Consider the following 16,194-nt stretch of genomic DNA (forward strand, 5'->3'; position numbering starts at 1 on the left):
ATATTTAGGCATTAATCAACGCTGAGTTCACCCACTAAATTCTGTAGCATAGCCGCTTTTATTTCACGCGGTTGTAAGTTTTTGGAGAGTAAATAGTGCAGTTTTGCGAGGGCGGCTTCAATGGTCATATCCGCACCACTAATAACGCCAGCTTTAGCGAGGGCATTACCCGTTGCATATCCCCCCATATTCACTTTGCCTTGGAAACATTGAGTCAGATTAACCAGTACAATTCCACGCTCATCAGCTTGTTTTAAGGTTTTGAGCAGCGCAGGATCCTGTGGTGCATTACCGACACCGAAAGTCAGTAATATGAGTGCTTTTACTGGTTGTTGGAGGATGTTTTCAAATATCTGTGTTGAAATACCCGGATATAAGGTCACGACTCCGATAGGTTGCGGGCTAATATTCGCGACTTCTAATTGCCTATCACTTGCCACCGCAATTTTACCCGCTCGAAGATTAATTTTGATCCCTGCCTCCAATAGAAGTGGAAAATTGGGGGACGCGAAGGCATCAAATCCATCGGCGTGGGCTTTTGTCGAACGGTTACCACGGAAGAGTTTGTTATTAAAGAATAAACACACTTCTGCGACTGGATAATTAGCTGCGATATAGAGTGAGTTCAATAAATTAGTTTGCCCATCTGAGCGCAGTTGGGCGAGAGGAATTTGCGAACCTGTCACTATTACAGGTTTTGATAAACCTTGTAGCATAAATGACAAAGCAGACGCCGTGTACGCCATGGTATCTGTGCCATGGAGGATAACAAAGCCATCATATTCTTGATAATTATCTTTAATATCATCGGCAATCATCTGCCAATCGGTCGGTGCCATATTTGATGAATCAATCAATGGGCAATATTCGTGGATCACGAAATCTGGCATTTCATCATGGTAAAACTCAGGCATCGATTGCACGCACTGAGTGAGGAATCCCGCTACGGGAACGAAGCCGTTATCGGTTTTTTGCATACCGATAGTGCCACCTGTGTAGGCTACATAAATGGAGCGTTTAGTCATTCTTGTCATTATCTTAGCTGCAAGTGGGGCGATTATACGATTTTGCGGAGTTAAACCCAATAAAAAAGCCGATTTAACATCGGCTTTTAAATCGAACACTTAATGCGTTGTGACGATAGGTTAACCCTATTATTTCGCGTTAATTGAGTAACTCACAGTTGTCACAGTAAATATAAACATGATTAGGATCATTGAAAGAGGTAATCGTCTTTAGGCTACCAGTCCATTGTTGTAGCATTTGCTCAAGCACAGAAGAATGGCTAAGTGATGCCGGTAAATAACTCGATACTGAAGCAAACATTTGCTGAATAAAGAGTTGTTCAGGGGTTAATTCCTGTTCAATCACACGGGTATCAAATAGATTCAAATTGGCTAATTTTGCGGCTTTGGCGATAGCTTCATCGATGTCGCCTAGCTCATCGACTAAACCTAACTCAAGGGCTTTTTTACCGCTCCACACCCGCCCTTGGGCGATGCTATCGACCTGTTCTAAGGTCATGTTACGCTCTTTGGCAACGAGGGAAATAAAATTGAGATAACCTCGCTCAATATGGCGCTGGATAACCGCTTCAACCGATGATGAAAGGGTACGAGTCACCGATAAACCAGCCCATTCAGATGTGGATACGCCATCCGTATGTATTCCTATGCTATCAAGGGAATCTTCAAAAGTGGTGATCATACCAAAAATACCGATTGAGCCTGTAAGTGTAGTGGGCGTTGCAAAAATATAATCTGCACTGGCCGAAATCCAATAGCCGCCGGATGCAGCAAGGCTTCCCATACTGACAACCACAGGTTTACCCGCCGCTTTTAAGGCGAGTAGTTCTTGGCGAATTTGCTCTGATGCGAAAGCACTTCCGCCAGGGCTATCCACTCTAAGCACTAAGGCCTTAATGTGTTTATCAAAGCGGGCTTTACGTAACAATTCTGCCGTGCTATCGCCACCAATTTGTCCAGCAGGTTGCTTGCCATTGAGGATAGTGCCACTGGCAACGATAATTCCAACGCTATCTTGCTCAATAAAGCTAGGTTTAGGGGCGACAAGGGTTAAATAGTCATAAAAACTGATTTGCTTAAAACTATCGCCACTTTTCGCTTTGCCTACCGTATCGAGCATGGTTTTGCGGAAATCTTCAGCAGTGGCGAGTGAATCAACCCACTTCATATTGATAGCCATCGTCGCAGAGTCGCCTTGGGCTTTATCTAACTCGGCTAAGTAGGTTGATGCATCGAGAACGAGGGCTGAGGCGTCTATATTGCGATTGTTGGCAACTGTTTGGGTATAACTTTGCCATACATCGGCGAGCAGTGCGCTGTTAGCTTCTTTTGCAGCATCAGACATATCATCGCGCATATAGGGTTCAACAGCAGATTTGAAGGTACCGACCCGAAAAATATGGGCTTTTATTTTGAGTTTCTCTAAAGCCGATTTGAAGTATAAGTTGTACATGCTGAGGCCATCGAGTGAAATACCCCCCTGAGGATTGAGATATATCGTATCGGCAAAGCTGGCGAGAAAATATTGATTCTGTTCGTAATAATTACCAATGGCAACCACTTGTTTGCCGCTTTCTTTAAAGCGGTTAATGGCGTTACCTATAGATTGTAGTTTACTGATCCCCGCACGTTTAAGATCGGCTAAATCTAAAACTAGGGTTGTTATCCTTGTATCTTGTGCTGCGTTATCAATCACATATAACACATCTGCGAGCAGGATTTCACCATCGGCATTTGCCTTATTCCCTTGTTTGAGCGCCGCTTCTATAGGATCAATCTGTTGTTTTTGATCGACGATAGAACCGGCTAGGTTAAGTACCAGTGCCGAGTTATCTTCGACTTGGATATCTTCGCCGGCAGTTATGGAAATCATGATGACTGCCAAGATACCAAAAAAGATCAGATTGAGGATGAGTTTACGGGTTCCGTTGAGGATATTCCAAATAAACAAACATATTCTCTTGAAAAACGATGGGTTAGCGGACATCTGCCACTCCTTTATAAGTCCAATCTGCCCATGCTAACCGAAAATCTCGTTTCAGGCTAAACACAATTGTAAAGGTTTTTAACTTAAGGCATCTAAGCAACGGTTGAGCTTATATTTGAGTCAAGGTATGCTGATTTAAATCACTTGTTTTAAAAGGATGTTTGAATGTCGTTTCCCCATTTATTAGAACCCTTAGATCTGGGATTTACCCAGCTCAAAAACCGCGTGCTTATGGGCTCAATGCACACAGGTTTAGAAGAAGAAAAGGGCGGATTTGAGAAACTGGCAGCGTTTTACAAAGAACGCGCTCTGGGCGGTGTAGGTTTGATTGTGACGGGCGGTATTTCCCCCAATCTTCGTGGCCGCCTTACGCCCCATGCTTGTCAGTTGAGTTTTCCATGGCAAGTGGGTAAGCATCGCGTGGTTACGCAGGCGGTGCATGAGGCTGGCGGTAAGATTTGTATGCAAATTTTGCATGCGGGTCGTTATGGTTATCATCCTTTTTCCCAAGCACCAAGCAAGATTAAGTCACCCATTACACCCTTTACGCCGTCGGCAATGTCGAGCCGGCAAGTACGTTCGACCATTAAGGATTACGCCAGCTCTGCCGCCCTTGCTAAAAAAGCGGGTTACGATGGTGTTGAGGTGATGGGCTCTGAAGGGTATTTAATTAATCAGTTTGTCAGTGCGCGTACCAATACTCGCAGCGATGAATGGGGCGGTGCGTTTGAAAAACGAGCGCAATTTCCTATTGAGATTGTTAACGCGATACGGGCAAAAGTCGGTAAAGAATTCATCATTATCTTCCGGTTATCCATGCTCGATCTGGTCGATAACGGCTCGACTTGGGATGAAGTGGTGCAACTCGCCCAGTGGCTTGAGCAAGCGGGGGTGTCTATTATCAATACGGGGATTGGTTGGCATGAAGCGCGTATACCAACAATCGCAACCAGTGTGCCGCGGGGCGCCTTTGCATGGGTGACTGAAAAACTCAAACAATCCGTTTCTGTCCCCTTAATTGCAACTAACCGTATTAATACGCCGGAGATTGGCGAACAAATCATCGCCTCAGGGCAAGCGGATATGGTGTCGATGGCAAGACCTTTCCTTGCCGATCCCGAGTTTGTGAATAAGGCTGCGGCGAACACACCGGAGCTTATCAACACCTGCATTGGCTGTAACCAAGCTTGTCTTGACCATACTTTTTCCCTCAAGCGCGCGACCTGCTTAGTGAATCCTCGTGCCTGTTATGAGACTGAAATCAACTTCTTACCTACAGCAAATAAAAAACGTATCGCTGTGATGGGCGCAGGTCCTGCGGGCATGGCATTTTCTGTTTATGCCGCCATGCGTGGCCATGAAGTTGTCTTGTTTGAAGCTAAATCTGAAGTAGGCGGTCAATTTAATCTGGCACGTAAAATCCCAGGAAAAGAAGAATTTAACGAGACTATTCGTTATTTCCTCAATCAAATCAAACTGTATAAAATCGATTTGCGGTTAAATACTCGGTTAGATGCCAAGGTGTTAGAAACGGAGACGTTTGATGAAATCGTTATCGCATCAGGCGTGGTACCCAGAGCATTAAACTTCCCCGGATTTGACAGCCATAAAGTGGTGGATTATCAACAAGTGCTCACAGGCCAAGTCAGTATTGGCGATAAAGTCGCCTTAATTGGTGCCGGCGGTATTGGTTTTGATATGGCGCATTACCTATGTGAATCCGAATCGAGCACATTACATCCTGACAAATGGTTAAAACAGTGGGGCATTGATAAGCAATATCAACATGCGGGCGGTTTAAGTGAGCCTGAGACCGATAATCCAGAACACAGACAAGTCTATTTATTGCAACGCAAAACCTCAAAAATGGGCCAAGGCTTAGGTAAAACGACTGGCTGGATCCACCGCTTAGTGTTAAAGCAACATGATGTGAAGATGAAAACGGGTGTGAGCTACAACAAGTTTGATGATGAAGGATTGCATATTCGCGTTGGCGAGCAAGCAGAAGTGTTGCCCGTCGATAATGTTATCCTCTGCGCTGGCCAAGAATCTAATCGCACGTTAGTGGATGAGATGAAAGCAACAGGCATTCCTGTGCATTTAATCGGCGGTGTAGATGTTGCTGCAGAACTTGATGCGAAACGGGCTATTCGCCAAGGTGCCGAACTGGCGATGCGGTTATAGAGCCATTTTGAAGAACCCATATAAAATTAAAGCCTGAATCTTAATCAGGCTTTTTTTATTGTATTTTCAACATTGTTGCCGCAAATACGCTAAGGTTTAAATGTTTAAATTAAGCAACATAACTCACCCATAACTCATGCAGAGGGAATTCGCTATGCAGCTTAACACTGTCTTTAACGCTAAGGTCACCATCAGCCTTATCACTTGTCTATTATGTGGATTAGTGGTGAGTTTTTCAGCGCATAGTACTCCACAGTTTGACGAGCAGCGTGCTAAAAATGCCGGTGCCGATGAATACGGTATGAAGCACTATGTCATGGCCTTTTTAAAGCGGGGCCCTAATCGGGATAGAACACAGGCACAGGCCGAGCAATTACAACGGGCGCATTTGAACAATATCACTCGCCTTGCCAATGAGGGTAAATTAGTGCTGGCAGGGCCCTTTTTACACGATGGCGAATTACGCGGCATTTATATTTTTGACGTTACTACGGTTGAAGAGGCAAAAGCCTTAACGGAAACCGATCCTGCAATTCAAGCGGGTAGCCTAGTATTGGAGTTATTACCTTGGTATGGCAGCGCCGCACTGACAGAGGTGAATGAACTGCATAGGGTGATGGCGAAAAAAGATATTTAACAGCCAAGTCGCTAGACTCAATTAGCAGAGGTTATTCTTCGCACACTTCGGCGATTTTTGGCGAGATCTGCGGCTTTGCACTATGGGATATGGTGCTCTGTGTTGGTGAATGGGTGTGGCCCATTTGCTGTGGCTTTCTGGCCACATTGGCTGCGTAGGTGACAACAGTCGCCCCTTCGGGGGATAAATCGAGTTCTAAATCCTGCGAAGGTATACAGCAGCAGGGTAGGCATTCGTCGTTATTCAGCTCGGCTAAGGGCTCGCTCAAATAGCTGACTTTACCGCTGATAATCCTCGTCTTGCAGGCACCACAGAAACCGCTGCGGCATTCAGAGAACATCTTGATGTTCTTCGCTTCGAGTGCTTGCAACAAAGACCCCTGTTGCTCGGTAAAGAGCAGCACAGGTTGGCCCTGAAGGCGCACTATGGGCGCCTTCGCAAAGGGGCTTTTGGCTAAATTGGGGCTGAAGTGCCTTGGTTTTGCCACTGTAGGTCTACCTAGAGATCGAAGTCGAGGAATTCATCACCATCCACCGCCGAGTCAATTTGCCCGACAAGATAAGAAGACACTTCTACTTCTTGGGGGGCAACTTGTACTGCATCACTTTCTAGCCAATTTTTCATCCAAGGCAATGGGTTGGTACTTTCTGGATAAGGTTGTGGCAGATTGACGGACTTCATGCGTTGATTGGTGATAAATTCAACATATTGACAAAGAATTTGCTCATTCAAGCCAATCATAGAGCCATCTTTGAACAGGTATTTTGCCCATTCTTTTTCTTGCTCGGCGGCTTTTAAGAACAGATCGTAGGCTTCCTGTTGGCACTGCGCCGCAATTTCGCCCATTTCAGGATCGTCTTTACCGCCCTGCATAATGTTTAAAATATGCTGAGTACTGTTTAAGTGTAAGGCTTCATCACGGGCAATTAAGCGAATGATTTTTGCGTTACCTTCCATTAGCTTACGTTCAGCAAAGGCAAAGGAACAGGCAAAACTCACGTAGAAACGAATGGCTTCGAGGGCGTTCACAGACATCATGCACAAATAGAGCGCTTTTTTCAGTGTACGGGTATTTACGACTAATTCTTCGCCATCAATAAGATGGGTGCCAGCACCAAATAGGTTGAATACTTGCGTCAGTTTAATCAAGTGGTCGTAGTATTCGGCAATGTCCGTTGCGCGGCGTAAAATTTCTTTATTCACAACGATATCGTCAAAAATCACCGAAGGATCGTTGACGATATTGCGGATAATATGGGTATAAGAGCGTGAGTGAATTGTTTCAGAGAAAGACCAAGTCTCGATCCACGTTTCCAACTCAGGCAATGATACTAAGGGTAAAAATGCGACATTAGGTGAACGCCCTTGAATAGAATCGAGCAGCGTCTGGTATTTCAAGTTTGAAATAAAAATATGCTTTTCATGATCGGGCAGATCGTTGTAATCAATTTTATCGCGACTGACATCAACTTCTTCGGGGCGCCAAAAGAAAGATAACTGCTTTTCTATCAGTTTTTCGAACACTTCATATTTTTGTTGATCATAGCGTGCCACATTGACCGATTGACCTAAAAACATAGGTTCGCGGGTAGCATCGTTAGGTGTTTGACAGAAGGTAGAGTAGGCCATGTTGCTATTTTTCCAATGGGCAGGGATCCCAAAGGGACCCCTGCAAAACCGTTAACGTATAAGACTAGATTTTACAGGCACCGCCTGCACATCCATCATCTTCTTTCTCTAGGTTGGTGATGTCATCGTGTTGATCCGATGCACCATCGCGAGTGTTATGGTAGTACAAGGTTTTTACACCCAACTTATAGGCATTGAGCAAATCTTTCAGTAGCGTCTGCATTGGCACTTTACGGCCTTCGAAACGGGAAGGATCGTAGTTAGTGTTGGCCGAAATCGCTTGGTCAACGAACTTCTGCATAATGCCCACTAGCTGTAAGTAACCGTCGTTGCTTGGCATTTTCCATAGCAATTCATAGTTATCTTTTAGGGTGTCAAAATCAGGCACTACTTGCTTGAGTTGACCGTCCTTACTGGCTTTTACGCTGATAAGTCCACGTGGTGGCTCGATACCGTTAGTCGCATTTGAAATTTGTGATGATGTTTCAGACGGCATCAAGGCAGACAATGTTGAGTTACGTAAACCGTACTGCTTAATATCGCTGCGCAGTGATTCCCAGTCTAAATGTAACGGCTCATTACAAATCTTATCTAAGTCACGTTTGTAAGTATCAATTGGCAAAATACCTTGGGAGTAGGTGGTTTCGTTAAATAACGGACAAGCACCTTGCTCTTTCGCCAAGTTCATAGAGGCTTTCAGTAAGTAGAACTGAATGGCTTCAAAGGTTCGATGAGTCAGATTGTTTGCACTGCCATCAGAATACCTCATGCCATTTTTGGCTAAGTAGTTCGCGAAGTTAATTACACCTATACCGAGTGTGCGGCGGTTCATTGATGCAATTTGTGCCGCTTTTATTGGATAATCTTGGTAATCCAATAGGTTATCAAGTGCACGTACCGCTAAGTCGGCCAAGCGCTCAAGTTCTGAAAGTTCCTTAATCGCTCCGAGGTTTAAGGCTGACAAAGTGCAAAGGGCGATTTCGCCATTAGGATCATCAATGTTATTTAATGGCTTAGTTGGCAGTGCGATTTCAAGACAGAGGTTAGATTGTCTGATCGGCGCAACTTTTGAATCGAATGGGCTGTGAGTGTTACAGTGATCCACGTTTTGGATATAGATACGACCTGTCGAAGCGCGTTCTTGCATCATCAGTGAAAACAGTTCGACGGCTTTAATGGTCTTCTTACGAATGCTGCTGTCTTGCTCATATTGCAGATATAAACGCTCAAATTCGGCTTGATCCTCAAAGAAGGCATCGTACAAACCGGGTACATCCGATGGGCTGAATAAACTAATATTCTCGCCTTTGATCAGACGTTGATACATGACTTTGTTCAGCTGCACACCGTAATCAAGATGACGGATACGGTTGTCTTCTACGCCACGGTTATTTTTCAATACCAGCAGAGATTCGACTTCTAAATGCCAAATAGGATAGAACAGGGTTGCAGCACCGCCACGTACACCGCCTTGAGAGCAAGACTTGACCGCCGTTTGGAAATACTTATAGAAAGGTAAACAACCTGTGTGGAAGGCTTCGCCGCCACGGATTGGGCTACCTAATGCACGAATACGACCGGCGTTAATGCCGATACCCGCACGTTGGCTAACGTACTTCACGATTGACGATGCGGTCGCGTTGATTGAGTCTAAGCTATCGCCACATTCAATTAATACGCATGAACTGAATTGACGCGTTGGCGTACGAACACCCGCCATAATAGGTGTGGGTAAGGATATCTTAAAAGTTGATACCGCATCATAGAAATCTTTCACGTATTTCAGACGTGTTTCTTTTGGATAACGGGCAAACAAACAGGCCGCCACCAGAATATAGAGGAACTGGGCGCTCTCATAAATCTCGTGGGTCACGCGGTTTTGAACTAAATACTTGCCTTCAAGCTGTTTAACCGCTGCGTAGGAGAAATTCATATCGCGCCAGTGGTCGATATAGGTATCCATAAGATCAAGTTCTTCGCGGGTATAATCCTGCAGAATGTGCATATCATACTTGCCAAGTTCAACGAGTTTAGTCACATGATCGTACAAGGCTGGCGGTTCGAATTGACCAAAGGCCTTCTTACGCAAATGAAACACCGCTAAACGGGCAGCAAGGAACTGGTAGTCCGGTGATTCGGGTGAAATTAAATCCGCTGCCGCTTTGATAATGGTTTCGTGGATAGTTTCGGTGGGAATACCATCGTAAAACTGCAAATGCGAGCGAAGTTCAACTTCAGAAACAGAAACGTTTTTTAATCCCTTGGCTGCCCAAGTAATTACGCGGTGTATTTTTTCGAGATCGATATTCTCACGTTCACCACAGCGTTTTGTGACTGTTATAGTGCTATTCATTGAAGAGAGGCCTTGGTTCTGATATCTATTCAGGTGAGCTAAGTCACCGTACGTTTCCTTGTAAAACAATCAACAAACATCCCTTAAATACTGCTGACCTCCTAAAATGGCGTCAATTGAGTGGGGAGTTTTTAGTGTGTCTGATTGTTACCGATACACAAGATATGGTGTTTTAAATAATCTGAGATACAAGATAGTGAGGTTTGACGCTATTTGCAAGTTAGAATTTCGGGGGTATCTTGTGGATATCTTGAGGATAAGCAGTTGTGTTAGTAATGGCTAACCCTGAAGTGCTATTTCAGAGTAGCGTACATGATCCATGTCGACTTTTTGCGCGATCTCACTTGAGATCGCGATCGCTAAAATAAGCAGCAGTTCGATCAAACCACTCAACTAACGGGTTGCAACTAAAGCCTGATGGACAGCCAAAGGTGAACTAAATTGTGCCAATGCTGGCCAATTTTGTGGTTTATCTTCTTCCCCTAGATAACCCCATAATGCCACACCGCCGACCATACCTGCCGCTTTGGCCGCGAGTAAATCTCGTTCAGCATCTCCTAAGTACAGTATATGTTCAGGGGCGCAGTTAAGCTGCTGCGCACCCAGTAACATAGGCGCCGTATGGGGTTTAGCATAGCGGGTTGAATCGCCGCTGATAACAACTTGCATCCGCTGGTGCAAATTCAGTTTTTTAACCAGCGGGCGAGTAAAGCGCGCTGGTTTATTGGTAATAACGCCAAATGGCAGTTGCTGTAGCTCAAGCCAGTCGAGCAATACATCCATACCGGTAAATAATCGACAATAGTCGCCATTAATACGTTGATAGTGGGCGAGTAGCCCTTGCTGGATCTGAATACGCAGGGACTCATCAGCATTGGGGAGCGCGGCATCAACTAAGGCAAAACTGCCGTGGGAAGCGGCGCTGCGTAGTAGCTCGAAGGGTTTTGCTTCAATCCCCGCGTCACAGAGACTTAAGTTCAGTGCCTGCACAAGATCTGGCGCGGTATCGGCAAGCGTACCATCAAGATCAAACAGTACCGCTTTAACCTGTGACAAACTCATGTTAATCAACCTTCTGGGTTGCAATCATATAATTGACATCAACCCTTGGGGTGTACTTAAAAATGCCTGTTAGTGGGTTATAGGTTATTCCAACAGCGTCTTTGCAGATAAGATCTGTATTATCTACCAGCTCGATCAGCTCTGAGGGTTTGATAAATTTATTATGATCATGGGTGCCAACTGGTAGCATTTTTAGCAGGTATTCGGCACCTAAAATCGTTTCAACATAAGATCTTAGATTGCGGTTAATGGTTGAGAAAAATACGAAGCCACCGGGTTTTACCATATCGCAGCAAGCCTTGATGACCGACTGCGGATTAGGCACATGCTCGAGCATTTCCATGCAAGTTACCACATCGTAATAGCCTTGATGATCTTGGCTATGGGCTTCGGCCGTATTTTTTACATAAGTGATGTTTACACCGGTTTCCAGCGCGTGAAGACGCGCGACTTCTAAGGGTTCTTCACCCATATCCAGACCATCAACCTCGGCACCGATACGCGCCATGCTTTCAGATAAAATGCCTCCACCACAACCCACATCGAGCACTTTTTTACCGAAAATACCGCCAGTGGTTTGATCGATATAGTTTAAGCGCAGCGGGTTTAGTAGATGCAGCGGCTTAAATTCGCCGTTAAGATCCCACCAAGTCTCGGCCATACGTTCAAACTTTGCGATTTCCTGTGGGTCTACATTGGTATTATGTTGCATGGGATTACCTGAAGCGGCTGTATTGTGCGGCTATTATAACGACTATGATTGATAAACAAAGTGTTCGCTGGCTCTAAGTCCTTGTGGTTGAGTGAAATTTAGACAATTTTCATCTCTGTAGCAACTCACTGTGCCCTAAGTCGCCTTTTCTGTTTACAGATTAACCAAGGTTTGAGCTCAAATTGGCATAAAACCTTGTCTTTTTCCAAGTTCACAAGTCTAAATTGATAGTGTTTTCATCTATTAAGTTGCTTCCTTCTCAATTCGATAATGATAGGTCTGGCGACATTAAATAACTGTGTTAGAATGCCAAATCACGTTTTTGGGCTAGGCAATGATACGGATTATACGTTGTCGGCTATTTTTCAGGGGAACGAGCAGTTTATGACTGATCTGGCATCATCTATTTCGCCAATTAATATCGAAGACGAACTAAAGAATTCGTACCTTGATTACGCCATGAGCGTTATCGTGGGACGTGCATTACCAGACGTGCGCGACGGCTTAAAGCCGGTTCATCGCCGCGTTCTGTTTGCCATGAGTGAATTGAAGAACGATTGGAACAAGCCTTACAAAAAATCTGCCCGTGTGGTTGGTGACGTCATCGGTAAATATCACCCCCATGGTGATTCTGCTGTTTATGACACTATCGTCCGTATGGCCCAGCCATTCTCACTGCGTTATACCTTAGTAGACGGCCAAGGTAACTTCGGTTCGGTCGACGGTGACTCAGCGGCGGCAATGCGTTATACCGAAATCCGTATGGATAAGTTAGCGCACCAATTACTGGCCGATCTTGAAAAAGAGACAGTGGATTTCGTCCCTAACTACGACGGCACCGAACAAATTCCAGCCGTATTACCTACACGCGTACCTAACCTGTTAATTAACGGTTCATCAGGTATTGCGGTCGGTATGGCAACCAACATCCCACCCCACAACCTAACCGAAGTGGTCAAGGGCTGTTTGGCATTGATTGAAGAACCTTCACTGTCGATTGAACAATTGATGGAATATATCCCAGGTCCAGATTTTCCCACTGCGGCGATTATCAATGGCCGTAAAGGAATTATTGATGCCTATAAAACGGGCCGTGGCCGCGCGATCATGCGTGCTCTGGCGGATATTGAAACAGAAGATAATGGCCGCGAGCGCATTATCGTCACTGAAATTCCTTATCAAGTGAACAAAGCCCGGTTAATCGAGAAGATTGCCGAGCTGGTGAAAGATAAAAAGCTTGAAGGGATAAGCGGTCTACGCGACGAGTCTGACAAAGACGGTATGCGTATTGTTATCGAAATTAAGCGCGGTGAAGTGGGCGAGGTCGTATTAAACAACCTGTATGCTCAAACGCAAATGCAATGCTCTTTCGGGATTAACATGGTGGCCCTGACCAATGGTCAGCCTAAACTGTTTAACCTTAAAGAAATGCTTGAATGCTTTATTTTGCATCGCCGTGAAGTAGTGACGCGTCGTACCGTTTTTGAATTACGTAAAGCCCGTGAGCGCGCCCATATTTTGGAAGCCTTAGCGGTAGCGCTCGCCAATATCGACCCAATTATTGCGCTGATCAAAGCCTCGCCAACGCCTGCTGATGCCAAAGTGAAATTGGTTGAGCAAGGTTGGGAATTAGGCCATGTTCAAGGCATGCTGGAAAAAGCGGGCGATGACGCTGCGCGTCCTGAGTGGTTAGAGCCACAATACGGTATTCGTGATGGTCAATACTTCCTGACTGAGCAACAAGCTCAGGCGATTCTGGAACTGCGTTTACACCGGTTGACCGGTCTTGAACACGATAAGATTATCGCTGAATACGAAGAACTACTCGAATTTATCGCGGGTCTGCTGTTTATTTTGCGCAGTCCTGAGCGTTTGATGGAAGTGATCAAAGAAGAGCTTGAGGAAATCCTAACGGAATATGGTGATGCTCGTCGTACAGTGATCAATGCCAACGAAATTGATATGAGTCTTGAAGATCTTATCAATGAAGAAGACGTTGTAGTGACCTTGTCTCACTTAGGTTATGCCAAATATCAACCATTGAGCGATTATCAAGCCCAGCGCCGTGGTGGTAAAGGTAAAGCTGCAACCAAAGTGAAAGACGAAGATTTCGTTGAAAAACTGCTGGTTGCCAATACCCATGACACCATTTTGTGCTTCTCTGACTTCGGTAAGATGTATTGGCTTAAAGTGTATCAATTGCCATTAGCGAGCCGTACGGCCCGCGGTCGTCCAATTGTTAACTTGTTGCCGTTATCCGATGGCGAGCGCATCACTGCGATTCTGCCAGTACGTGAATACGCGGCTGACAAGTACATCATCATGGCGACGTCAAACGGTACTGTGAAGAAAACCGCACTGACTGCTTATAGCAACCCACGTGCAAACGGCATTATCGCCGTTAATCTCAAAGACGGTGACCAACTGATCGGTGTCGATATCACTAACGGTGATGACGAAATCATGTTGTTCTCAAACGAAGGTAAAGTGGTTCGTTTTGGTGAGAAAGTTCGTGATTCTGAAACAGGCGAAGTGAAAACCGATCCTGAAACCGGTGAAGAAGTGTTGTCACTGCGTCCTATGGGCCGCACTGCAACAGGCGTTCGTGGTATCCGTTTAGAAGAAGGCCAGAAAGTCGTGTCGCTTATCGTACCGAAAGGCGATGGTGCGATTTTGACTGTGACTGAAAACGGTTACGGTAAACGGACTCAACTGTCTGAATATCCAGCGAAGAGCCGTGCGACTAAAGGTGTGGTATCAATCAAGGTGAGTGAGCGTAATGGCGCGGTCGTTGGCGCAGTACAAGTCGGCTCTAATGATGAAATCATGCTGATCAGTGATAAAGGAACATTAGTCCGTACTCCGGCTAAGGGGGTTTCTATTATCGGTCGTAATACCCAAGGCGTGACTATTATTCGTACCGCAAGTGACGAGAAAGTGGTTGGTCTACAGCGTATTGATGAAATCCAAACCGATGAAGATGATGAAGTCGAACTGGATGAAAATGGTTTGCCGATCGTTCCTGCGATCATTGAAGGTGAATTAGCCAATAATGAACCTCTTGACGATGATATCGACGAGGATGAACTGGACGACGATGAAGACGACGAACTTGCCGATGAGCAAGACGAAGACTAATTAAGTGCCTTTAAATCGAGCGTCCAATTGGACGCTCGTTTTTTAAGGGCACAGTCATGTTATGAATACAAAAATCATGGTTGGAAATAAGGAGAGTGTCAGTGAGCGCGATTTATAATTTCTGTGCTGGACCTGCAATGTTACCTACTGCGGTAATGAAAAAAGCACAACAGGAATTACTTGATTGGAATGGCCAAGGCGTTTCCGTGATGGAGATAAGCCACAGAAGTAAAGAGTTTATCGCGCTGACTAAGCAAGCCGAGGCTGATTTACGTGAGTTGATGCATATTCCGGCCAATTACCATGTGCTATTTATGCACGGCGGTGGTCGTGGACAGTTCTCCGCTGTCGTGAATAATTTTTTAGGTAATGATGGTAGAGCCCTGTATTTAGTCAGCGGCCAATGGTCATCTTCCGCCTTAGCTGAAGCCCAAAAACTGGCGGGTGATGCCCAAATTGATAGTCTAAACATTGTTGAAAAACACAATGGACTCAATGCTGTAGTATTGCCAGATCTCCATAAAATTGATGCCGATTATCGTTATGTTCACTACTGCCCAAATGAGACAGTAGATGGTATCGAAATTTTTGATGAGTTAGATAGTCCATGGCCAATCGTTGCCGATTTATCGTCAACCATTATGTCCCGCGAAATCGATGTTAGTCGTTATGGCTTGATTTACGCAGGTGCACAAAAAAACATTGGTCCATCGGGATTATCAATTGTTATCGTGCGTGATGACATGCTCAAACTGCCGAGTTTAGTGCAATCGTCCATCATGGATTACCGTTTAGCCGTAGAACATGATTCTATGTTCAACACACCGCCAACCTTTGCTTGGTATCTCGCCGCTGAAGTCTTTGCTTGGCTTAAGTCCATTGGTGGCATTGCGAGTATTGCAAAAATTAATCAACAAAAAGCACAAATGCTGTACCAATGCATCGACAGTAATACCTTTTATCGTAATGGTGTTGTTGCTTCTAACCGTTCACAAATGAATGTGACCTTTCAGCTCGCTGATGAAACACTTGATGGTGAGTTCTTAAAGCAAGCACAAGTCGCAGGGCTCGTGGCCTTAAAAGGCCACCGAATTGTCGGCGGTATGCGCGCTAGCCTTTACAATGCTATGCCACTTGAGGGCGTTATCGCGTTAGTGAAGTTTATGAATGAGTTTGCCGCAAAGTACCGCTAACACAGGCTTATTTAAATATTAGCGATAAAGTCATGTTGATTTGACCGCGAAATATCCCAAAATATTTTCTCACTTTTTTGGGTTACCACCAAAAGATGTCAAGCAGTAAGCAGCGAATGCCACAGTGCATTCGCTTTTTTTTTATCCTCAAATCCTGAATAACTCCTCTTTTTCATCATCAAAAACCTCCCTTGCTGTTTGGTGATGTTAAAAAATTTATCATTCCCAATTAAAATAATATTGTAATACCATTAAGCTATAGTAGTATTGTAGT

11 protein-coding genes are annotated in these 16,194 nt (G+C 44.9%); 4 read left to right on the plus strand and 7 right to left on the minus strand.

Going from position 1 to position 16,194, the window contains the following annotated elements; genetic code table 11:
* Positions 1-11 precede the first annotated feature (11 nt).
* Together ansA and sppA are read right to left on the minus strand one after the other, a co-directional pair.
* Positions 12-1,025: an asparaginase gene (gene ansA, locus SPUTW3181_RS10040; protein ID WP_011919361.1), complete on the minus strand. Its 1,014-nt coding sequence runs from the start codon at positions 1,023-1,025 to the stop codon at positions 12-14.
* Positions 1,026-1,164: 139 nt separating this feature from the next.
* Positions 1,165-3,012, minus strand: coding sequence for a signal peptide peptidase SppA (gene sppA, locus SPUTW3181_RS10045; RefSeq protein WP_011789260.1), 1,848 nt, complete (start codon positions 3,010-3,012; stop codon positions 1,165-1,167).
* A 165-nt stretch (positions 3,013-3,177) separates the two neighbouring features.
* On the opposite strand from sppA, the gene SPUTW3181_RS10050 reads away from it, so the two are divergent.
* Both SPUTW3181_RS10050 and SPUTW3181_RS10055 read left to right on the plus strand, forming a co-directional pair.
* Positions 3,178-5,196: an FAD-dependent oxidoreductase gene (locus tag SPUTW3181_RS10050; protein WP_011789261.1), complete on the plus strand. Its 2,019-nt coding sequence runs from the start codon at positions 3,178-3,180 to the stop codon at positions 5,194-5,196.
* Positions 5,197-5,350: 154 nt separating this feature from the next.
* Positions 5,351-5,833, plus strand: coding sequence for a YciI family protein (locus SPUTW3181_RS10055; RefSeq protein ID WP_011789262.1), 483 nt, complete (start codon positions 5,351-5,353; stop codon positions 5,831-5,833).
* 31 nt (positions 5,834-5,864) lie between these two features.
* Here the strand turns inward: SPUTW3181_RS10055 and yfaE are convergent, their stop codons facing one another.
* The 5 genes from yfaE to ubiG all read right to left on the minus strand — a co-directional run bounded on the left by yfaE (position 5,865) and on the right by ubiG (position 11,589).
* Positions 5,865-6,320, minus strand: a complete 456-nt coding sequence (yfaE, locus tag SPUTW3181_RS10060; RefSeq protein ID WP_011789263.1) for a class I ribonucleotide reductase maintenance protein YfaE — start codon at positions 6,318-6,320, stop codon at positions 5,865-5,867.
* An 11-nt stretch (positions 6,321-6,331) separates the two neighbouring features.
* Positions 6,332-7,462 (minus strand): class Ia ribonucleoside-diphosphate reductase subunit beta, encoded by a 1,131-nt coding sequence (gene nrdB, locus SPUTW3181_RS10065; protein WP_011789264.1) that lies wholly within the window; start codon positions 7,460-7,462, stop codon positions 6,332-6,334.
* 64 nt (positions 7,463-7,526) lie between these two features.
* Positions 7,527-9,815 carry a class 1a ribonucleoside-diphosphate reductase subunit alpha gene (nrdA, locus tag SPUTW3181_RS10070; protein WP_011789265.1) on the minus strand — a complete coding sequence of 763 codons (2,289 nt, stop codon included), beginning with the start codon at positions 9,813-9,815 and terminating at the stop codon, positions 7,527-7,529.
* 393 nt (positions 9,816-10,208) lie between these two features.
* Positions 10,209-10,877, minus strand: a complete 669-nt coding sequence (locus SPUTW3181_RS10075; protein WP_011789266.1) for an HAD family hydrolase — start codon at positions 10,875-10,877, stop codon at positions 10,209-10,211.
* A gap of 1 nt (position 10,878) precedes the next feature.
* Positions 10,879-11,589, minus strand: a complete 711-nt coding sequence (ubiG, locus tag SPUTW3181_RS10080) for a bifunctional 2-polyprenyl-6-hydroxyphenol methylase/3-demethylubiquinol 3-O-methyltransferase UbiG (protein WP_011789267.1) — start codon at positions 11,587-11,589, stop codon at positions 10,879-10,881.
* Positions 11,590-11,973: 384 nt separating this feature from the next.
* Here ubiG and gyrA point away from each other — a divergent pair, with 384 nt between their 5' ends.
* Both gyrA and serC read left to right on the plus strand, forming a co-directional pair.
* Positions 11,974-14,727 (plus strand): DNA gyrase subunit A, encoded by a 2,754-nt coding sequence (gene gyrA, locus SPUTW3181_RS10085; protein ID WP_011789268.1) that lies wholly within the window; start codon positions 11,974-11,976, stop codon positions 14,725-14,727.
* 101 nt (positions 14,728-14,828) lie between these two features.
* Entirely contained in the window at positions 14,829-15,920 is a 1,092-nt protein-coding gene (gene serC / locus SPUTW3181_RS10090) for a 3-phosphoserine/phosphohydroxythreonine transaminase (RefSeq protein WP_011789269.1), read from the plus strand.
* Positions 15,921-16,194: the final 274 nt, after the last annotated feature.

Source organism: Shewanella sp. W3-18-1, from assembly GCF_000015185.1.
GTDB classification, from domain to species: Bacteria; Pseudomonadota; Gammaproteobacteria; order Enterobacterales; family Shewanellaceae; genus Shewanella; species Shewanella putrefaciens.